15 protein-coding genes are annotated in these 20,765 nt (G+C 68.5%); 10 read left to right on the forward strand and 5 right to left on the reverse strand.

Features of this window, described 5'->3' with window-relative positions; genetic code table 11:
• Positions 1 to 42: 42 nt before the first annotated feature.
• Both RS883_RS06930 and manD read right to left on the reverse strand, forming a co-directional pair.
• Positions 43 to 1,338 carry an MFS transporter gene (locus tag RS883_RS06930; protein WP_315764138.1) on the reverse strand — a complete coding sequence of 432 codons (1,296 nt, stop codon included), beginning with the start codon at positions 1,336 to 1,338 and terminating at the stop codon, positions 43 to 45.
• A gap of 1 nt (position 1,339) precedes the next feature.
• Positions 1,340 to 2,551 (reverse strand): D-mannonate dehydratase ManD, encoded by a 1,212-nt coding sequence (gene manD, locus RS883_RS06935; RefSeq protein WP_315764139.1) that lies wholly within the window; start codon positions 2,549 to 2,551, stop codon positions 1,340 to 1,342.
• A 127-nt stretch (positions 2,552 to 2,678) separates the two neighbouring features.
• Here manD and RS883_RS06940 point away from each other — a divergent pair, with 127 nt between their 5' ends.
• The 5 genes from RS883_RS06940 to RS883_RS06960 all read left to right on the forward strand — a co-directional run bounded on the left by RS883_RS06940 (position 2,679) and on the right by RS883_RS06960 (position 9,415).
• Entirely contained in the window at positions 2,679 to 4,835 is a 2,157-nt protein-coding gene (locus tag RS883_RS06940; RefSeq protein ID WP_315764140.1) for an alpha-glucuronidase family glycosyl hydrolase, read from the forward strand.
• A gap of 29 nt (positions 4,836 to 4,864) precedes the next feature.
• Positions 4,865 to 6,439, forward strand: a complete 1,575-nt coding sequence (locus RS883_RS06945; protein WP_315764141.1) for an aldehyde dehydrogenase (NADP(+)) — start codon at positions 4,865 to 4,867, stop codon at positions 6,437 to 6,439.
• Positions 6,440 to 6,547: 108 nt separating this feature from the next.
• Positions 6,548 to 7,696: a fumarylacetoacetate hydrolase family protein gene (locus RS883_RS06950; protein ID WP_315764143.1), complete on the forward strand. Its 1,149-nt coding sequence runs from the start codon at positions 6,548 to 6,550 to the stop codon at positions 7,694 to 7,696.
• A 35-nt stretch (positions 7,697 to 7,731) separates the two neighbouring features.
• Positions 7,732 to 8,526 carry an SDR family oxidoreductase gene (locus tag RS883_RS06955; protein ID WP_315764146.1) on the forward strand — a complete coding sequence of 265 codons (795 nt, stop codon included), beginning with the start codon at positions 7,732 to 7,734 and terminating at the stop codon, positions 8,524 to 8,526.
• A 10-nt stretch (positions 8,527 to 8,536) separates the two neighbouring features.
• Positions 8,537 to 9,415: an SMP-30/gluconolactonase/LRE family protein gene (locus tag RS883_RS06960; protein ID WP_315764149.1), complete on the forward strand. Its 879-nt coding sequence runs from the start codon at positions 8,537 to 8,539 to the stop codon at positions 9,413 to 9,415.
• Between the two features lie 186 nt (positions 9,416 to 9,601).
• Here the strand turns inward: RS883_RS06960 and RS883_RS06965 are convergent, their stop codons facing one another.
• The 3 genes from RS883_RS06965 to RS883_RS06975 form a co-directional block, all read right to left on the reverse strand.
• Entirely contained in the window at positions 9,602 to 10,222 is a 621-nt protein-coding gene (locus RS883_RS06965) for an FMN-binding negative transcriptional regulator (RefSeq protein ID WP_315764151.1), read from the reverse strand.
• Between the two features lie 19 nt (positions 10,223 to 10,241).
• On the reverse strand, positions 10,242 to 11,621 hold the full coding sequence (locus RS883_RS06970; RefSeq protein ID WP_315764154.1) for a sugar porter family MFS transporter: 1,380 nt from the start codon (positions 11,619 to 11,621) through the stop codon (positions 10,242 to 10,244).
• Between the two features lie 112 nt (positions 11,622 to 11,733).
• Entirely contained in the window at positions 11,734 to 12,825 is a 1,092-nt protein-coding gene (locus RS883_RS06975) for a LacI family DNA-binding transcriptional regulator (protein WP_315764157.1), read from the reverse strand.
• A 267-nt stretch (positions 12,826 to 13,092) separates the two neighbouring features.
• On the opposite strand from RS883_RS06975, the gene RS883_RS06980 reads away from it, so the two are divergent.
• The 5 genes from RS883_RS06980 (at position 13,093) to RS883_RS07000 (ending at position 20,755) form a co-directional block, all read left to right on the forward strand.
• Positions 13,093 to 15,990 (forward strand): TonB-dependent receptor, encoded by a 2,898-nt coding sequence (locus tag RS883_RS06980; protein ID WP_409977402.1) that lies wholly within the window; start codon positions 13,093 to 13,095, stop codon positions 15,988 to 15,990.
• 79 nt (positions 15,991 to 16,069) lie between these two features.
• Positions 16,070 to 17,317 carry an SGNH/GDSL hydrolase family protein gene (locus RS883_RS06985; protein WP_315764159.1) on the forward strand — a complete coding sequence of 416 codons (1,248 nt, stop codon included), beginning with the start codon at positions 16,070 to 16,072 and terminating at the stop codon, positions 17,315 to 17,317.
• A gap of 9 nt (positions 17,318 to 17,326) precedes the next feature.
• A complete protein-coding gene (locus RS883_RS06990) occupies positions 17,327 to 17,656 on the forward strand; it encodes a hypothetical protein (protein ID WP_315764161.1) in 330 nt (109 codons plus the stop codon).
• Between the two features lie 172 nt (positions 17,657 to 17,828).
• On the forward strand, positions 17,829 to 19,562 hold the full coding sequence (locus RS883_RS06995; protein ID WP_315764163.1) for a copper resistance system multicopper oxidase: 1,734 nt from the start codon (positions 17,829 to 17,831) through the stop codon (positions 19,560 to 19,562).
• Positions 19,559 to 20,755 (forward strand): copper resistance protein B, encoded by a 1,197-nt coding sequence (locus tag RS883_RS07000; RefSeq protein WP_315764165.1) that lies wholly within the window; start codon positions 19,559 to 19,561, stop codon positions 20,753 to 20,755. The genes RS883_RS06995 and RS883_RS07000 overlap by 4 nt, the downstream gene beginning before the upstream one ends.
• The last annotated feature ends 10 nt before the right edge of the window (positions 20,756 to 20,765 follow it).

A 20,765-nucleotide genomic window follows, 5' to 3' on the forward strand; every position in this document is an offset into this window, starting at 1 on the left:
TCCCGCTTCTTCTCTTAAGGGCAGAAGTAGCGGGACCCCGGATCAAGTCCGGGGTGACGAGGTAATTGTTACTTCGCGATAGCCCGGGTTCAGCCAATGCGTGACGAGCAGCGCCAGCAGGTACGCAAAGCCGCACGCCACGAAGAACGGCTGGTAGCTCCCGACCGTATCGAGCAGCGCGCCGAGCGACTTGGACGCGATGAACCCGCCCGCCGCGCCCGCGAACCCGCCCAGGCCGATCAGCGTCCCCTGCGCATAGCGGGGGAAGAGATCGCCCGGCAGCGCGAAGAGATTGGTCGAGAATCCCTGATGCGCCGCGCAGGCAAGGCCGATCAGTGCGACGGCGATCCAGATGTTCGACGCCGACGCCGCGAACATGACGGGCACCGCGAACAAGGCGCTGACCAGCATCGCCTGCTTGCGCGCGCGGCCGGCGGCTTCGCCGCGGCGGAGCAGCGATGACGAGTACCAGCCTCCCGCGATCGCCCCGACATCGGCGAGGATATAGATGGCGACGAGCGGCGGGCCGAAGCTCTTGAGGTCGTAGCCATACTGCTTGGAAAAGAAGTCGGGCAGCCAGAACAGGAAGGTCCACCAGACCGGATCGATCAGGAAGCGGCCCGACATATAGGCCCAGGTCTGGCGATGGCGCAGCACCTGGCCGAACGTCGCGCGACCCATGTCGATCGCCGGCTCCGCCTCAATATAGGCGCGTTCTTCCGCGGTGATCTTCGGGTGTTCGGCGGGCTTCTTGTACCAGCGCCACCAGACGAACAGCCAGACGAGGTTGAACGATCCGGTGATGATGAACGCCCAGCGCCAGTCGAGCAGCAGCCCGGCGACGAGAAAGGAGACCAGCACCGGCGTCACGACCGCGCCGACATTGGCGCCGGCGTTGAAGATGCCGATCGCCAGCGCGCGTTCCTGCTTGGGAAACCATTGCGATGCGGCGGCGAGCGCGGAGGGGAAGGTGCCAGCCTCGCCCAGCGCCAGCGGGATGCGGGCGATCGCGAAGCCGGTGGTCGAGGTGACGAGCACCTGCGCAAAATGGCCGAGCGTCCAGCTCCCCATTGCGAGCATATAGCCGAACTTGGCGCCGAACCGGTCGATCAGCCAGCCGAAGCCGAGAAAGCCGAAGCCGTAGAAGACCTGGAAATAGCCGGTGATGTCGCCGTAGCCGGCATTGGTCCAGCCATAGAGGTCCTCGAGCTGGGGCTTGAGCACGCCCAGCACCAGCCGGTCGATGTACGAGAGCACGACCGCGGCGAACAGCAATGCGCAGATCGTCCAGCGGATGCGCCCCCGCGGCTTCGGCAGCAACGCCGACGCCTTGCTCACGTCACCAGCTCCACAAGGTGCCGTCCTCCAGCCGGTTCACCGGCAGGAAGGCGCGGCTGTACTCATACCCCGCGGCGAGCTCCTCATCGATGTCGACGCCCAGGCCCGGCGCATCGCCCGGATGCATCATGCCGTCCTCGAACGTGTAGGCGTGCGGGAAGACCGCGTCGGTCTCCGGCGTGTGGCGCATATATTCCTGCACGCCGAAATTGGGGACGCTGAGGTCGAAGTGCAGCGCCGCCGCCATGCAGACGGGCGACAGGTCGGTCGCGCCGTGGCACCCGGTGCGGACCTGATAGAGGTCGGCGAGCGCGGCGATGCGGCGCAGGTGCGTGATCCCGCCGGCATGGACGACCGTGGCGCGGATATAGTCGATCAGCTGGTTCTGGATCAGGTCCTTGGCGTCCCAGATCGAATTGAAAATCTCGCCCACTGCCAGCGGCGCGGTGGTGTGCTGGCGGATCAGGCGGAACGCCTCCTGGTTCTCGGCCGGGGTCGCGTCTTCCAGCCAGAAGGGGCGATATGGCTCCAGGTCCTTGCCCAGCCGCCCTGCCTCGATCGGGGTCAGGCGGTGATGGATGTCGTGGAGCAGGTGGACGTCCCAGCCCAGAGCCTCGCGCGCGGCGGCGAACAGCTCGGGGACGACGCGCAGATACTTGGACGTCGACCAGACATTCTCGCTCGGCAGGTCGGCGTCCGCGGGCTCGTAGAAATAGCGGTCCTTGGACACGCCATAGGTCGAGGCCATGCCGGGGACGCCGCACTGGATGCGGATCGCCTTGTAGCCTTGCTGCTGATACTCGATCGCGGCGTCGATCGTGTCCTGGATCGACGTGCCATTGGCGTGGCCATAGACCATCACGCCCTCGCGGCTCGCTCCGCCGAGCAGCTGATAGACGGGCAGGCCGGCGAGCTTCCCCTTGATGTCCCAGAGCGCGGTGTCGACGGCGGCGATCGCAGTCATGGTGACCGGGCCGCGGCGCCAATAGGCACCCTTGTAGAGATACTGCCAGATATCCTCGATCCGGTGCGCATCGCGGCCGATTAGGCAGGGAACGACGTGGTCGGTCAGGTAGCTCGCCACCGCCAGCTCGCGTCCGTTGAGGGTCGCATCGCCGACGCCGGTGGTGCCGTCGTCGCACTCGATCTTGAGCGTCACGAAGTTGCGCCCCGGGCACGTCACGATTACGCGGGCGGCCACGATCTTCGGCATCGTCTCTCCTTCCTGATCACGCTGCCATTTGGTCGGCGCGGATATTGATAGCGCTATCACTATCCGGTAAGGCCAGCGGTAGACAAGAGGCGTCGTGAGCCCGGCGCAGGACGGAGAGGAGAAGGCGATGCGAAGCGGCAGCTGGACGAGGATCGTGGCAGCGCTGCTGTTGTTCACCGGAATTTTGGTCAGGCCAGACGGCGCACGCGCCGAGGATGGCTACGAGCTGTGGCAGCGCTATCGCGCGCTACCCGCGGCCGATGCGTCGGCACTCGCCGCACGCGCAGGATCGGTCGAGTCGGATGAAGCGTCCAACCCGACGATCGCCGTCGCGGTCGCCGAGCTTCGCCGTGCGCTGCCAACGTTGACGAGCGGCGCGGCGACGGGGCAGGGCGGTGCGATCCTGATCGGAACGCCGGCCTCGCCGCGGATCGCCGCGCTTCGCCTGCCGCTGTCGCGCGCGGGCGAGGAGGGCTTCCTGATCCGCGAAGCCGATGTCGGAGGGCGCCGCACGCTGGTGATCGCGGGCAACCGGCCGGTCGGCGCGCTCTACGGCGCGTTCCACTTTCTCCGCCTTGCCCAGCAGGGACCGCTTCCCGCGCGGATCGACGTCGCCGAGCAGCCGCGCGTCAAGCTGCGCATGCTCAACCACTGGGACAATCTCGATCGCACGGTCGAGCGTGGTTTCTCCGGCCAGTCGATCTGGGACTGGTGGAAGCTGCCGAACGCGACCGATCCGCGCTACATCGACTATGCGCGTGCCAACGCCTCGCTCGGCATCAACGGCACGGTGCTCAACAACGTCAACGCCAAGCCCGACATGATGACCGCGGAGTGGATCGCCAAGGCGGCCAAGGTCGCCGACGTGCTGCGCCCCTATGGCATCAAGGTCTATCTGTCCGCCCGCTGGTCGACGCCGGTGGAGCTCAAGCAGACCGCGACCGCCGATCCGCTCGATCCCGCCGTCGCGGCCTGGTGGAAGGCGAAGGCCGACGAGATCTATCGCGTCATCCCCGATTTCGGCGGCTTCCTGGTCAAGGCGAATTCGGAAGGCCAGCCCGGCCCGCAGGATTACAAGCGCACGCATGCCGACGGCGCCAACATGCTCGCCGCCGCGGTCAAGCCGCATGGCGGGATCGTGATGTGGCGCGCCTTCGTCTATTCGGAGGTCGATCCCGAGGATCGCGGCAAGCAGGCCTATAGCGAGTTCAAGCCGCTCGACGGCAAGTTCGCCGACAATGTCGTCGTCCAGGTCAAGAACGGCGCGATCGACTTCCAGCCGCGCGAACCTTTCCACCCGCTGTTCGGCGCGATGCCCAAGACCCCTCTGATGATCGAGGTGCAGATCACCAAGGAGTATCTCGGCTTCGCCACGCACCTCGCCTATCTCGCGCCGATGTGGTCGGAGGTGCTGGAGGCCGACACCTATGCCAAGGGGCGCGGGTCGACCGTCGCCAAGGTCGTCGATGGCAGCCTGGAGGGTCACGAGCTGACCGGCATGGCGGGCGTCGCCAATATCGGCAGCGACCGCAACTGGTCGGGCTCGATCTTCGACCAGGCCAATTGGTACGCCTATGGACGGATGGCGTGGAACCCGGACCTCGCGCCCGCCACGATCGCGCGCGAATGGGCACGCCAGACCTTCACGCCCGACCCTGCCTTCGTCGAGCCGGCGACGGCGATGATGATGGGATCGCGCCAGGCGGTGGTGGACTACATGACCCCGCTCGGCCTCGCGCACCTGATGGCGACCGGCCATCATTACGGGCCGGGACCGTGGGTGAGCGACCTCGCGCGGCCCGAATGGAATCCGACATATTATCACCGCGCCGACAAGAACGGCATCGGCTTCGACCGGACCAAGACCGGCTCCAACGCGGTCGCGCAATATGCGCCGCCGGTGGCGCGCCGCTTCGCCGATCGGCGCACCGTCGGCGACGACTTCCTCCTCTGGTTCCACCATGTCGGCTGGGACGAGCGGATGGCGTCGGGGCGCACGCTTTGGGAAGAGATGGTCGCGCGCTATGACGGCGGCGTCGCTGCGGTCGAGGGGATGAACCGCCAATGGGCGGCCCTGTCATCGATGATCGACACGGAACGCGCCGAGCAGATCGCATCGTTTCTTGTCATACAAAAAGAAGAGGCCATATGGTGGCGCGACGCCAGCCTGGCTTATTTCGGGTCGGTGTCGGGACGGCCGCTGCCTCAGGGTGTTCGTCCGCCCGCGCACGACCTGGATTACTACAAGGCCATCCGGCATCCCTATGCCCCCGGCCACCACTGACCTGACCGACCGATAGGAGACGCGATCCCATGACCCTGACCGGCGACCTGTTCATCGCAGGCGAGCGCCGCTCGTCCGAGCAGCGCTTCCGCGCCTATGATCCCGCACAGGGCGCCGAGATCGGCGACGTGGCCTTTGCCGGCGCGAGCGAGCAGGACGTCGCCGACGCCTGCGCCGCCGCGGAGGCCGCGTTCCTTCCTTATTCGACCAAGCCGCTCGAAGAGCGCGCCGCGTTCCTCGAGGCGATCGCCGACGAGATCGAGGCGTTGGGCGACGCGCTGGTCGAGCGCGCCAGCCGCGAGAGCGGGCTTCCTACCGCGCGCATCACCGGCGAGCGCGGCCGCACTGCCAACCAGCTTCGCCTGTTCGCCAAGGAAGTGCGCGACGGCGCGTGGCAGAAGCTGCGCATCGACCATGCCGATGCCGCGCGCACCCCGCCCAAGCCCGACCTTCGCGTTCGCACCGTGCCGATCGGCCCGGTCGCGGTGTTCGGCGCGTCGAACTTCCCGCTCGCCTTCTCGACCGCGGGCGGCGACACCGCCTCGGCACTGGCGGCCGGTTGCCCGGTGGTGATGAAGGGCCACAGCGCGCACCCGGGCACGGCCGAGCTGATCGCGACCGCGATCGCGCGCGCCGTCGAAAAGACGGGCATGCCCAAGGGCGTGTTCAGCCTGGTCAACGGCATGGGCCGTCATGTCGGCCAGGGCCTGGTCGCCGATCCGCGCATCCAGGCGGTGGGCTTCACCGGCAGCCGCGGCGGCGGCGAGGCGCTGATGAAGATCGCGGCTGCGCGTCCGCGTCCGATCCCCGTCTATGCCGAGATGTCGGCAATCAACCCGGTCATCCTGATGCCTGCGGCGCTGAAGGCGCGCGGCGAGGCGCTGGCCAAGGCCTATGTCGCGTCGCTGGCGATGGGCGCGGGCCAGTTCTGCACCAATCCCGGCCTCGTCCTCGGCATCGCCGGCGCCGAGCTTGACGCCTTCTCGCAGGCGGCGGCGGAGACGCTGACCGGCCAGGTGGCGCAGGTCATGCTGACCGACGGCATCTACAAGGCGTATGAGGAGGGCAAGGAGAAGCTTGCCGCCAGCCCCTATGTCACCAAGCTGGCCGAGGGTGCCGAGCCCGCCGGCCCGACCCAGGGTCGCGCGGCGCTGTTCACCGTCGAGGGCAAGGACTTCCTCGCCGACCCTGTCCACCTGCACGAGGTGTTCGGCGCATCGTCGGTGCTGGTCCGCTGTGCCGACCTGGAGGAACTGGTCGGCGTGCTGTCGCAGCTCGAAGGTCAGCTGACCGCGACGATTCAGGTCGACGAGGGCGACTATGCCGATGCCAAGCGCCTGATCCCCGTGCTGGAGCAGACGGTCGGCCGCATCCTCGCCAATGGCTGGCCGACGGGCGTCGAGGTGACGCACGCGATGGTGCATGGCGGTCCCTATCCGGCGACGTCGGATGGGCGCACGACCTCGGTCGGGACGCTCGCGATCGATCGCTTCCTGCGTCCGGTTGCGTACCAGGACCTGCCGGAAGCGCTGCTGCCGGACGCCCTGCGCGAAGGTGGCCAGGCGGGCACGCTGGCGCGGATCGACGGCGCCTGGACACTTTGAAGCGGCGCCAATCGGGAGCCGGGGCGATTGCAGAAGGCTCCGGTTCCTGATAGCGCTACCACATATGACAGCGCGGTAGCTCGAGGAGCGCCGCGGCGAGGAGGGGCAATGACGCTTGAATGGAGTCGGTCGGCATTGCCCGCCGATCTGGATGCCGCGGTTCTGGCTGGCCGCGTGGCGGTACGCGGCGCGGTCGTGCCGGTGATCGTCAAGGGTGGGGTCGTCCACTCCGCCTTCGACGCCGCGCCGACGAGCGCCGACCTCTTCGACCTCGACGATCCGGTGGCTGCGGCCGGCGACGCGATTTGCGACGTCGATGATCTGGGCGCCGAGGGCTCGGGCGCCGAGTTCGAGCTGCGTTCCCCGATCGACCTGCAATGCGTCAAGGCATGCGGCGTCACCTTTGCCGTCTCCGCGATCGAGCGCGTCATCGAGGAGCGTGCACGCGGCGACTCGAGCGCCGCGGCGGCGATCCGTTCGGAGCTGGAGGCCAAGGTCGGCGGCGGCATCCGGTCGGTCGTGCCGGGCAGCGAGGAAGCCGCGCGGCTCAAGGCGGCGCTGATCGAGGCGAGCCTGTGGTCGCAATATCTCGAAGTCGCGATCGGCCCCGATGCGGAGGTGTTCACCAAGTCGCCCGTCCTGTCGACGATCGGCTGGGGCGGCGACATCGGCATCCGCTCCGACTCGCACTGGAACAATCCCGAGCCGGAAGTGGTGATCGTCGTCGATGCCGCCGGCCGTCCGGTCGGCGCAACGCTCGGCAACGACGTCAACCTGCGTGATTTCGAGGGGCGTAGCGCGCTCCTGCTCGGCAAGGCCAAGGACAACAACGCGTCCTGCTCGCTCGGTCCGTTCGTGCGGCTGTTCGCAGGCGGGTTCACGATGGACGACGTCCGCGCTGCCGAACTCGACCTGACGATCGAGGGCACCGACGGCTATCGGCTGGAGGGGCACAGCTCGATGCGCGAGATCAGCCGCGATCCTGAGGAACTGGTGCGCCAGACGCTGTCGGAGCATCAGTATCCCGACGGCTTCGCGCTGTTCCTGGGCACGCTGTTCGCGCCCGTCCAGGACCGCGATCATCCCGGCCGCGGCTTCACGCACAAGGTCGGCGACGTCGTCACGATCCGCAGCGACGCGCTGGGCAGCCTCACCAACACCGTCGTCACCTCGCGCGACGCGACACCCTGGACGCTCGGCATCCGCGCGCTGATGCGCGACGTCGCGGCGCGCCGGTCCGAAACGGTGCCTGCGTGACCGACCCCGATTCTCAATCGAAAGCCGATACCCCGATGGCCGAGGCCGACCCGAGTTTCGACACCGTTCCGGACGCGGCCAGCCGGGCAATCTATCCCAGCCTCAACGGCAAGCGCGTGCTGGTCACCGGCGGCGGATCGGGGATCGGCGCCGGGATCGTCGAGGGGTTCGCTCGGCAGGGCGCCGACGTCACCTTCTTCGACATCGCCGAGGCGGATTCGCGCGCGGTGGTCGAGCGGCTGGGGTCGCCGAACGTCCGCTTCGAGCAGGTCGACCTCACCCGCGTCGCCGACCTTCAGGCGACGATCGCGCGGCTGATCGACCAGAACAACGGTTTCGACATCCTCGTCAACAACGCCGCCAACGACGACCGCCACACGCTCGACCAGGTGGACGAGGCCTATTGGGACAACCGCCTGGCGGTGAACCTGAAGCACATGTTCTTCTGTGCGCAGGCGGTGGTGCCCGCGATGCGTGCCCGCGGTGGCGGTGCGATCATCAATCTGGGTTCGATCTCCTGGCATCTCGGCCTGCCCGGCCTCACCCTGTACCAGACCTGCAAGGCCGCCATCGAAGGCCTGACTCGCAGCCTGGCGCGCGAGTTGGGCCCCGACAACATTCGCGCGACCTGCGTCATTCCGGGGAATGTCCGCACCCCGCGCCAGCTTCAATGGTACACGCCCGAGGGCGAGGCGGAGATCGTCGACGCGCAGTGCCTGAAGGGGCGCTTGCTGCCGCACGACATTGCGGCGATGGTGATGTTCCTGGCCTCCGACGATGCCGCGCTCGTGACCGGGCACAATTACTTCGTCGATGCCGGCTGGCGCTGAGGAGAGGGCGATGGGCGTGGTGAAGAGCGAGCCGCAGAGCATCTGGGCGCTGGGCGGCCCGCTGCTCGAAGGGCCGGTCTGGGTGGCGCGCGAAAAGGCGCTCTACTTCGTCGATATCAAGCGGCATCGCATCTATCGCCTCGATCCCGCAACCGGCGAGCGCGCGGAATGGGCGGCGCCCGATCAGGTCGGCTTCGTGCTGCCGATCGCCGGCGGCGGCTTCGTCGCGGGGCTCAAGACCGGGCTGTCGCGCTTCGATCCCAAGGACGGCAGCTTCGCCGCGATCCTGTCGCCCGAGCCCGACCAGCCGGGCAATCGCCTGAACGACGGCACCGTCGACGGGGCAGGGCGGCTGTGGTTCGGCAGCATGGACGATGCCGAGGCGGGCATCACCGGCACCATCTATCGCTATGACGGCAAGACCTGCACCGCGACGACGCCGAAGGTTTCGATCACCAACGGCCCGGCGGTCAGCCCCGATGGGCGCACCCTTTATCATGTCGACACGCTGGGACAGGTCATCCACGCCGCGACGCTGAGCGAGGCGGGCGAGCTTTCCGACCCCCGCGTGTTCGCGCGCATCGGCGAGGGCGAGGGTTTTCCCGACGGCCCGACCTGCGATGCCGAGGGCTGCGTGTGGATCGGTCTCTACAATGGCGGCGCGGTGCGGCGCTATTCGCCCAAGGGCGAGCTTCTGGAGACCGTCCGCTTCCCCGTCAGCGCGATCACCAAGGTCGCGTTCGGCGGGCCGGAGCTCAAGACGGTGTTCGCGACGACGGCGAACAAGCACCTCGACGCTGCCGGCCGCGCGAAGGAGCCGCTGGCGGGCGACCTGTTCCGCTTCGAGGTGGACGTCCCGGGGGTCGTGCTGCCCGAGGCGCGGATCTAATCGTCAGCTAAGACTCCGCCTGCCTCTTAGAGTGCCTCCCCGGCGAAGGCCGGGGTCCAGGTGGGAAGGCGGTAGCGACTGTGGGCGCCGGTTATCACTAGGGTCGCCCAACTTCACCCCGGCCTTCGCCGGGGAGACATGGGGTGTGTAAGCCCGTGCTGCCGCGAACGGACGCCAAGGCGGCGGTCACCTGCGCTCCCGAACCGCCTCCGCCAGCGGATCATTCCCGTCCGCGCATAGCCCCGCCACCACACCCGCGCGGTTCGCGGCGGGCTGGTTCTGGCTGACCTTCCACTTGCCCTCGATCCGCTCGACGCGGATTTCCAGGCCGACGATGCCCTTCATCTGCCCCGCCACGAACGCGGCGGGCGCGTCGCCCACCCGCCACGGCTCGGCGCGAGCGCCCTCCTGCGCGTCGGTGAGCGCCTCCAGCTGCTCGCGGAGCCAATCGGCGTCATCGAGGATGCGGGGCTCACCGGCGATCTGCACCGCGATGTAGTTCCAGGTGGGGACGACGCGGCCATGCTCGGCCTTGGTCGCGTACCAGCTCGGGCTGACATAACCGTGCGGCCCCTGGAACAGGACCAGCGTCGGCGCGCCTGCGCGAAGGTCGGCGATCTGGTCGTTCGCCTTGGCGAGGTGCGCGCGCAGGATCGCCGCGCCGCCGGTCTCGACCAAGGTGAACGGGATCAGATTGGCGAGCAGTCCGCCGGCGCCCGACGTGACAAGCGTGCCGAGCGGATGCGCGCGGATCGCGCCGAACAGCATGTCGGCGCGATCCTCACGAAAGGCGGGCGGGGCGTACATGCCCGCCCCCTTAGCAGCTTCAGCCTTCCATCGCCTCCAGCTCGCGGCCGCGGGTCTCGTGGACGCTGCGGCTGACGAAGAAGTAGGAGATGAGCGCGCTCGCCGCGAAGAAGCTGTAGGTGACGACCAGGCCGATGTTGGCCGCCGCCCACGGGAAGCTCACCGAGACGAAGAAGTTCGCCATCCACTGGGCCAGGCCGGCGAACGCCAGCGCCGATCCGCGGATCTGGTTGGGGAACATCTCGCCCAGCATGACCCACATCACCGGACCCCAGCTGACGTTGAAGAAGATGACATAGAGGTTGGCGGCGATCAGCGCGATGATGCCCCAATTGCCCGGCAGCGTGACGCCGCCCTCGGCGCCCGGCACCGAGTGCGAAAAGGCGAAGGCGACGGTCGCGAGCGTCACGAACATGCCCGCCGAACCGATCAGCAGCAGCGGCTTGCGCCCGACCTTGTCGACCAGCGCCACGGTGACGAGGCAGGCGAGGATCGAGAGCGTGCCCGACACGATGTTGATGAGCAGCGAGTCGGCCTCGGAGAAGCCCACCGACTGCCACAGCACCGCGCCGTAATAGAAGACGACGTTGATGCCGACGAGCTGCTGGAAGATGGCGAGGCCGATGCCGACCCACACGATCGAGCGGATCTTGCCCGTCACCTTGTCGCGAAGGTCCGAGAAGCGAGGACGGTGATCCTGCGAGAGCGAGGCGCGGATCTCGGCGACCTTGCGCGTCCCCTCGTCGGTGCCGAGCAGCTTGACGAGTACTGCCTCGGCCTCGTCATGGCGGCCCTTGGTCACCAGGAAGCGGGGGCTTTCGGGGATCGTCAGCAACGCCAAGAGATAGACCAGCGCCGGGATCGCCTGCATCCAGAACATCCAGCGCCACGCCTCGAACCCGTACCAGAAGGGCGCGGTCGAGCCGCCGGCGACCTGCGCCAGTGCCCAGTTGGCGACGAACGCACCGGTCAGGCCGGTGATGATCATGATCTGCTGGACCGAGGCGAGCCGGCCGCGGATCGCGGCGGGGGTCACTTCGGAGATATAGGCGGGCGACAGCACCGACGCGGCGCCGACGCCCAAGCCGCCGATCAGGCGCGCGATGACGAAGATGGTCGAGCTGCCCGCGATCCCGGCCAGCAGCGCGCTGACGAGGAACAGGAACGCCGACAGCATCATCACCTTGCGGCGCCCGATCACGTCGGCCAGGCGACCGGCCGAGAAGGCGCCCGCCGCACAGCCGATCAGGATCGCGCCGACGTTGAAGCCGGTGCCGAGCGCGGAGAGGTCGAACGCCGCCTCCAGCCCGTCCTGCGTCCCGTTGATGACGCCGCTGTCATAGCCGAACATGAACCCGCCGATCGTCGCCACCGCGACGATCGCGCCGATAAAGCGCATGTTGGCCTGATTCCCCGCCCCTTGCATTCCCGTCTCCCAATCGTGCGGGACGCGTTGGTCCCGTCTGGATGTTAGCGATAACCTAGTGCCTGTTTCGGGCGGTTGGCAACCCTCAGCGCGACGGGCGGCGGCGCGCGGGAGCCACTGCCTGCACGGGCGAGACGGGCGGCGGCGCGGTCGATTCGCGCAGGATCAGCTCGTGCGGAAGCACGACCTCCTCGATCTCGCCTTCGCCGCCACCGCGGCGCCGCAGCCGCGCGAGCAGCATCGACACCGCGGTCTCGGCCATTTGCGCGATCGGCTGGCGCACGGTGGTGAGTTCGGGCCAGACATTGGTCGCGAGCGCGACGTCGTCGAAGCCGACGATGCTGATGTCGCGCGGGATGTGCAGCCCCTGGCGGTGCGCCACGCCAACTGCGGCGGCGGCCATGTCGTCATTGGCGGCAAAGATCGCGGTGGGGCGGGGGCTGCGCTGGAGCAGCCGCTCCGTCGCGGCAAGGCCGGAGCGATAGGTGAAATAGCCGGGCTCCACGCGCATCTCGGCGGGATCGAGGCCGGCTTCCTCGATCGCGTGGACGAAGCCGCGGAAGCGTTCGGCGCTCGCGACTTGGATCGGGTGCCCGCGGATGAAGGCGATGTCGCGGTGGCCGAGCGAGATCAGGTGGCGGGTCATCGCCGCCGCCGCCTGGAAATCGTCGATGCGCACGTTGAGGTTGCCCGCCTCACGCCGGCCCATCGCGACCGCCACCGCGGGGATGCCCGCTGCTTCGAGTTCGCTGCGCACCGGCTGCGATTCCGACAGGGGCGGGGGGAGGATCACGCCCTGCACGTCGGTCGCGGCGAACTGGCGCGTGGCCTCGGCCTGTTCGTCGGCGCTCTCGCCCTCGCAGGGTTCGAGGACGAGGTGGCAGCCGGCACGGCGCGCGGCGGCAAGCGCGCCGATCAGGAACTGGCTGAGATAGGCGGCGGACGGGTTGGCATAGAGAAGGCCGATCTGCGTCGCCTCGCCGACCGCGAGCGACCGCGCCGCCGGGTTGGGCTTGTACTGGAGCCGCTCGATCGCCTCCGCCACTGCCAGGCGGGTCGACTCGCGGACATTGTGGCCGCCATTGACGACGCGGCTGACGGTCATGGCCGAAACCCCGGCCGCGCGCGCGACGTCCTGGACCGTCACGCCCCCCTGACCCCGCCGTGTCGCCCGCATCCGTCTCTCCTGTTTATCGTGCGATAAGCTGGCCACGAACACTTGGCAAACGACCGTTTATCGGCTCAAGCATGCCTGACCAACCATGCGCGATCGACCGGGCACTCTGGTTGGCGCATTGGTCTAGCCAGCTATTGACAAGCCTGGTCCGCCGGCCTTACCGGAATTGATAGCGTTACCAGTAACTTCGTGAACCCGTCGCCGAACGGGGAATTGTCCGGAGGGGATCTCATGACTTTCAGTTTGCGTCTTCGTCGTTCCGTGCTGATGGCTGCCGTCGCGATGCCAGCGTTGGCAGCGCTGCCGGCTCATGCCCAGACGGCCGAGCCGGTTCAGGCCGACCCCGCGCCGATCGAGCAGGTCGCCGCCGGCGACGAGCCGCCGCAGGACGACATCGTCGTCACCGGTATACGCGCCTCGCTCCAGAGCGCGACCAACGCCAAGCGCAACTCTGTCGCGTTCGGCGATTCGATCTTTGCCGAGGACATCGGCAAGCTGCCCGCCACCAACCTGGCCGAAACGCTCAACCGCATTCCGGGCGTTCGCCTCAACCGCGATATCAGCGGCGAGGGGACGCAGGTGTCGATCCGCGGATTGGGGCCGAGCTTCTCGAAGGTGCTCCTCAACGGCGCGCAGTTCGCGACCGCGTCCGATGGCGGCACCAACGGTGCGGGCGGCGGCAACCGTGAAGTCGATCTCGACTTCTTCCCGTCGGAGCTGTTCACGCGCCTGGACGTCGCCAAGTCGCCGACCGCGTCGGTGCTGGAGGGCGGCATCGCCGGTACCGTCAACCTTCGCAACGCGCGTCCGTTCGACAAGCCCGGCACGCACCTGACCGTGGTGGCGCAGGGCAACTGGACCGAGGCGAATGGCCGCGTCGGCCCGCGCGGCGCGATCGTCGGCAGCCACACCTTTGGCGACACGGTCGGCATCCTGATCGGTGTCGCCGGCGTCAGCCAGGACATTCGCGTGGACGGCTATGATTCGCTGGGCTTCGCCGATGCCAACCTGCCGTGCGGTCCGGGCTGCAACGTTTCCCCGCCGGAGGGCAACGGCTTCAGCTATGCCAATGTCGCGCCCGCCAACGTGCCCGGCCTGGTCGCCGGCCAGCCCTATGACATCACTCAGACGTCGGGCCTGTCGCTGTCGCAGCTGTCGAAGGCGCTGATCCCGCGCCTCGGTCGTCCGTCGCTGACCACCGGCAAGCGCGAGCGCATCAGCGCGGTCGCGGCGGTCGAATTCCGCCCGTCCGACGCGCTCCATGTCAACATCGACGGCATCTGGGCCAAGTCGACGCGCGACTACCTGCGCTCGAACATAAATTGGCAGGTTCGCAACTCGGGCCCCGGCACGACGCCGCAGTCGACGGGCGGCATGGTCCCGTTCGACATCACGGTGGACGAGAACAACATCGTCACCAGCGGCCGCTTCGCCAATTCCTCGTTCTTCAGCGAGAACAGCGTCTTCAACCAGGATACCGAATTCTGGAACGTGACGCCCAGCGTGACGTGGAAGCCGAGCGACACGCTGACCGTCCAGCTGTCGGGCAATTACGGCAAGAGCGACTTTTTCCGCGAGCAGCCGACCTATGCATTCCAGACCGCCCCGAACTCGGGCGTGATCGTCGACTATGACAACACCGGCAACGGGCCGCAGCCGATCATCACCGCCAATCGCGACCTGGGCGATCCGAACCTCGGCTGGCAGTGGTACCGTGTCAACGTCCAGAACGTGCGTCGCAACACCCAGACGCAGGGCGCGCACCTCGACTTCACCTGGGGCGACGACGCGCTCAACGTGAAGTTCGGCGCCGCCTATGATCGTGCCGAGCGCCGCGTGCGTGCGTACGACAACACGATCGCGTTCCAGGAGTCGGTCTGCGGCACGAGCTGCGCCGGCCTGACGGGCAGCGTGCCGACCAGCGCCATTCCGCAGTATCTGATGCGCACCGGCGTGGACAATTTCGGCTTCCTGTCGCGGGGGCGCTTCGGCGTCACCAGCTTCATCGTCCCCGACATCGCCGCGCTCAACCGCGTGACCGGGTACGAGCAGTTCCGCGACAACGCGCCGGAAACGCGCGGCGCGGTGACGGGCGGCTCGACCGGCGACGTCTATGAGACGGTCTATGGCGGCTATGTCGAGGTCAACGGCCAGGGCGAGCTTCTGGGTCGTCCGATCAGCGCCAATGCGGGTTTTCGCTATGTCTGGACCGACCAGCGCGTGCTGGGGCCGAGCCAGGTCGGCGCAACGATCGTCGATATCGAGGCGAACTCCGACTATGAGGAAGTGCTGCCTTCGTTCAACGTGGCGTGGGACGTGCTCGACAACCTCAAGCTGCGCTTTGCCGCGTCGAAGGGCCTGACCCGGCCCGAGGCGGGGCAGATCCTGCCGGGCATCACGTTCAGCGATCCCGCCGCGCAGATCGCCAATGCCGGCAACCCGCAGCTGGCGCCGTTCACGTCGGACAATCTGGACCTTGGCGGTGAGTTCTACACCGGCGGCACCGGCTATATCGGCCTGGCCGCGTTCCAGAAGAGCATCAACGGCTTCACCGTGACGCAGCAGCAGCAGGTGGCGTTCGGCGCGCTCAACATCCCATTCAGCTCGCTCCAGTCGACGCAGGCCAATGCGCTGGCCGATCGTGCGCGCGCGGCGGGTGTCCCGGTCGAGCAGGTGGCGATCACCGTCAACCGTCCCGAAAACCTCCAGTCGCTGCGCATCCGCGGTGTCGAGGCGACGTGGGTGCAGCCGCTCGACTTCCTGACGCGCGGCCTCGGCTTCTCGGCCAACGGCACCTACATCACCCAGTCCAGCGACAGCGGGTTGGTGGCGCCGGGCGTGCCGGAGTTCCAGTACAACCTTCAGGGGTTCTACGAGAATTACGGCCTGTCGCTCAGCCTCAACTATGTCTGGCAGGACGGCGTGATCGCCGCCAACGCGCCGCAGAACAACCTGCCGCTGCCGCTTCTGGCGGATGCACGCGGTCAGATGGATCTGTCGGCGGGCTATCAGCTGCCCTTCATGGACAAGGCGTTCCGCCTGACGCTCGACGTGCTCAACATTACCAACGAGCCGATCCGGACGACCTTCGGATACGAGAATGCGACGTACAACGTCTTCTATCCGGGCCGTTCGGTGCTGTTCGGCGTGCGCGCCAACTTCTGATGGTGCGGACGATCGGGTAACGACGGGGGCTGGTCCATGCGGACCGGCCCCTTTTTCTTTTCGGAGCAAGGCGATGCGGATGATCGGGTGGGCGGCGGTGCTGGTGGCGGCGATGCCCGGCGCGGCGGCGGCGCAGCAATGCGGATGGCGACCCGCCTGGGTCTCGGCACAGATGGTGCCGGGCGGCGAGAACCGGCTGGCGCCCGGCGCGCTTACCGATGCGAGCCTGCGCCAGGTCGTGCGGCTGACCGCCGGCGGCGCCAAGGTGCGCGTGCGCGTGTCCAACGCGTTCGGCAAGGAGCCGCTGACGGTGCGCGCCGCGTCGATCGCGCGGCCCGTGCGCGTCGACGGCGCGGCGGTGCGCGAGGGAAGCATCGTGCCGCTGCGCTTCGCCGGGCGGGCGGGCGGGATGGTGCCGCCGGGCGCCGACTGGCTGTCCGACCCGCTGCCGCTGCGCGTCGCGGCGTTCGACGACCTGGCGGTGACGCTGCACCTGGCGGGCGAGGGGGGCGAGCAAACCTCGCATCCAGGCTCGCGCGCGACGTCCTGGCTGGTGAAGGGCGATGCGACCCGCACGGCCGCACCCACGGGCACGACCCCGACCGAGCACTGGTTCAACCTGTCGGGGATCGAGGTGGAGGCGTGTCAGCCCGCTCGCACGATCGTCGTCATTGGCGACTCGATCACCGACGGACGCGGCTCGACCACCAACGGCAATAATCGCTGGCCCGACCTGCTCGCCCGCCGTCTGGCCGCCGATCCGCGGACGCGCGGGACGGCGGTGCTCAACCAGGGGATCGGCGGCAACCGCGTGCTGGGCGACGGACTGGGGCCAAGCGCGATGGCGCGGCTGGACCGCGACGTGCTGGCGTTGCCGGGCATCACTGACCTGATCCTGTTCGAGGGCGTCAACGACATCGGCCAGCTTTCGCGCGCCGAGCGCCCGACCGAGGCGGACGCCCGCGCGCTGGTCGCGCAACTGACCGCCGCCTATGCGCAGATCGTCGCACGCGGCCGCGCACGAGGCCTGCGCGTCCATGGCGCCACGATCACCCCGTTCGGTGCGAGCGACTATTACCACGCGACGTTGCTGATCGAGGGGGTGCGCCAGGCGGTGAACGCCTGGATTCGCGCGCCCGGCCATTTCGACGGCGTCATCGACATGGACCGCGCCGTCGCCGATCCCCGGCGCCCGGACCGGATCGATCCTGCGCTGGACACCGGCGACGGTCTGCACCCGTCGCCCGCGGGGTTCGAGCGCATGGCCGCGGCAGTGCCGATCGAGGCGTTCGCCGCGCCGGTTGCGGGCCGCCGTCCGAACCCCTAGTTCGGACGGGTGACGGCCCGCCCGATCCCGACCCTGCGCGCCCTGTTCCGCCTGATCGCGGTGATGGTGGCGGCTGCGCTGCTGCTCCCGCTCGGCATCGGCTGCGCGGCACAGGCGGCGCCGGCGGTCGCGACCCACATGGATTGCGAGGGCAAGTCGGCCCCCGCCAAGCCAGCGCATGATTGCGCGTCGGACTGCGCACTTGCCTGTGCGGCGATCCCGGTGCCGCCGCTGGCGAGCGGCAGCGACGCGGTCGGCGCGGCGATCCATGCGCAGCCGGCGATGCTGACGCTCGCAAGCCTCGCGCGCGGCCCGGCACCACCCCCTCCGCGCGGTTGATCCTTTCGCTTTCGGCCACTCCGTTCGTCCTGAGTAGCGGCTGAGCGAAGTCGAAGCGGCGTATCGAAGGGTGCTTCGATACGGGTCTTCGCCTGCGCTCAGCCCCTACTCAGCACGAACGGAGGTGGATTGTTCGAGCGCCGTCATCGCGGCGCCAAAGACTGGATCCCCCATGTATTCCATCATCAATCGCCGCGCGGTGATGCGCGGCGCCGCGCTCGCCGGCATCGGCTCCGCGCTTCCGGGCTGGGCGCGGCAGGTTTCGGCGGGCACCACCGCGCTGCCGCCCGAGCTGTCCGGCGAGACGCTCCGGCTCAGCGTCGGTCACGTCATGCGCCGCATCGACGGCAGGGATGCGCACCGCATCGGCATCAACGGCCACGCACCCGCGCCGCTGATCCGCCTGCGCGAGGGGCAGCGTGTTCGGATCGAGGTCGAGAACACGCTGGGAGAGGAAACCTCGATACACTGGCACGGGCTGCTCCTCCCGTTCCAGATGGACGGTGTGCCCGGCGTGAGCTTCCCCGGCATCCCGGCGCGAGGTCGCTTCACCTACGAGTTCCCCGTGATCCAGTCGGGGACCTATTGGTATCACAGCCATTCGGGGCTTCAGGAGCAGATGGGGCATTACGGCCCGATCGTGATCGATCCCGCCGGCGCCGATCCGGTCGGATTCGATCGCGAGCATGTGGTGATGCTGTCCGACCACAGCCCGCTCCACCCGCACGCGATCTTCCGCAAGCTCAAGCTCGAGCCAGGCTATTTCAATCGCCAGCGCCAGACGCTTGGCGGGCTGCTCGCGGGGCGGGACCAGAAGGCGGGGGAGCGCGCCGAATGGGGTGCGATGCGGATGGACCCGACCGACATCGCCGACGTGACCGGATCGACCTACACCTATCTCGTCAACGGCCATGGCCCGACGGACAACTGGACCGCGCTGTTCCGGCCGGGCGAGCGGGTGCGGCTGCGCTTCGTCAATGCCAGCGCGATGACGACGTTCAACGTGCGCATCCCCGGCCTCGCCATGAACGTCGTCGCTGCCGACGGGCAGAACGTCCGCCCGGTCGAGATCGACGAGTTCCAGTTCGCGCCGGCCGAAACCTATGACGTGATCGTCGTGCCGCGTGAGGACCGCGCCTTCACGATCGTCGGCGAAAGCATCGATCGGTCGGGCATGGCGCGCGCGACGCTGGCACCGCGCGCGGGCATGGTCGCGCCGGTCCCGCCGCTTCGCCGCCGTCCGATCGCGACGATGACCGACATGGGGATGGGCGCAATGGGGGGCAGTTGTGCGCCCGAGCACGCGGCGATGGGGCATTGCTCGCCCGGCGGCGAAGGCCATGCGATGGACCACTCGATGCGCGACTTCACCCCCGCGCCCGGGGTGAAGCGCGATCCGGGCGTCCAGACGATCTCGCCCATGCCGGCCGATCGCACCGACTATCCGGGGCAGGGGCTGGAGGATGCCGGCCGCCGGACGCTCAACTACCGGATGCTGGAGGCGCTGACGCCCAATCCCGACCCGCGGCCGCCGGGGCGCGAGATGGTCATCCACCTGACCGGCAACATGGAGCGCTATATGTGGAGCTTCGACGGCGTGAAGTTCGCGCATGTCGACAGGCCGATCGCGATGCGCAGCGGCGAACGCGTGCGCGTGACGCTCGTCAACGACACGATGATGGGCCACCCCATCCACCTGCACGGCCATTTCTTCGAGCTGGTGACGGGCAAGGGCGCGCACGCCCCGCGCAAGCACACGGTGCTGGTCCAGCCCGGCGGCAAGGTGAGCTGGGACGTCACCGCAGAGCCCGGCGACTGGGCGTTCCACTGCCACATGCTCTATCACATGCACGCCGGGATGATGCAGGTCGTCCAGGTTCGCGATGCCGAGGGGAAGGTCGCATGACGATGCTGATCCTCGCCGCGATGCTGGCCGCGACGCCGCAGCATCAGGGACACGCCGCGCCCGCCTGCACGCCCGAACACGCGGCAATGGGACATTGCAAACCGGCGCCGGCGAAGCCGGTCGCGAGAGCGAAGCCCAAAGCTTCGCCCGCTCGCGCGGTGTCGTCCCGCAAGCCGAAACGCTCGGCCCCGCCCGCGCGCAAGGCACCCGCCGCGCCGAAAGCGATGCCTGAGCTCCGGCCGGCTGCTCCCGTTCCGGCCTGCGCGCCCGAACATGCAGCGATTGGGCATTGCACGATCCCCCCCGCGGCGCCGTCCGCGACCAGCTGTTCGCCGGAGCAGGGGGCGATGGGGCACTGCAAGACCGCCGAGCCGGTGACCAAGCCCGCCGATCCGGCCTGCCCGCCCGAGCATGCGGCGATGGGGCATTGCAAACCGACTGCCGCGCCCGCGATCGGTAATGCGCCGGCGCCCGCTGCCTTCCCCGGCCTCGCCGCGTCGTCCTTCTATGGCGAAGACGCGATGACGCGGGCGTCGGACGCGCTTCGGCGCGAGCATGGCGGGATGGCGTTCAACCAGATCATGCTCAACATCGCCGAAGTCGCGGTGCGATCGGGTCGCGACGGCTATCGCTGGGATGGCGAGGCGTGGTTCGGCGGCGACATCAACCGCCTCGTCGTCAAGTCGGAGGGGGAGGGGGCGTTCGGCGATCGGCTGGACGATGCCGAGATCCAGCTCCTCTATGCCCGCGCGGTCGGGCCGTATGAAAACCTTCAGTTCGGCCTTCGCCAGGATCTCGGCGCCGGCGCGCGTCGGACCTATGTCAGCGCCGGATTTGAGGCGCTCGCCCCCTATTGGTTCGATGTCGAGGGCACGCTGTTCCTGTCCGACAAGGGGGAACTGTTCGCCCGCGGCGAGGCCTATGTCGATCAGCGGCTGACCAATTGGTGGGTGCTCCAGCCGCGCGCCGAGTTCGACCTGTCTGCGCAGGACGTACCGGCGCTGCGGCTCGGCTCGGGCCTGACCAAGGCGGAGCTCGGCCTGCGCCTCCGCTACGAATGGAAGCGCGAAGTCGCGCCCTATGTGGGCGTGTCGTGGGAGCGGCGGTTCGGCGACACCGCGCGGTACGCCCGCGCCATGGGCGAGGAAACGGGCGGGTTTGTGCTGGTAGCGGGAGTGAGGGCTTGGTTCTGACCGGATGCAG

The sequence above is a fragment of the Sphingomonas sp. Y38-1Y genome (genome assembly GCF_032391395.1).
Taxonomy (GTDB): Bacteria; Pseudomonadota; Alphaproteobacteria; order Sphingomonadales; family Sphingomonadaceae; genus Sphingomonas.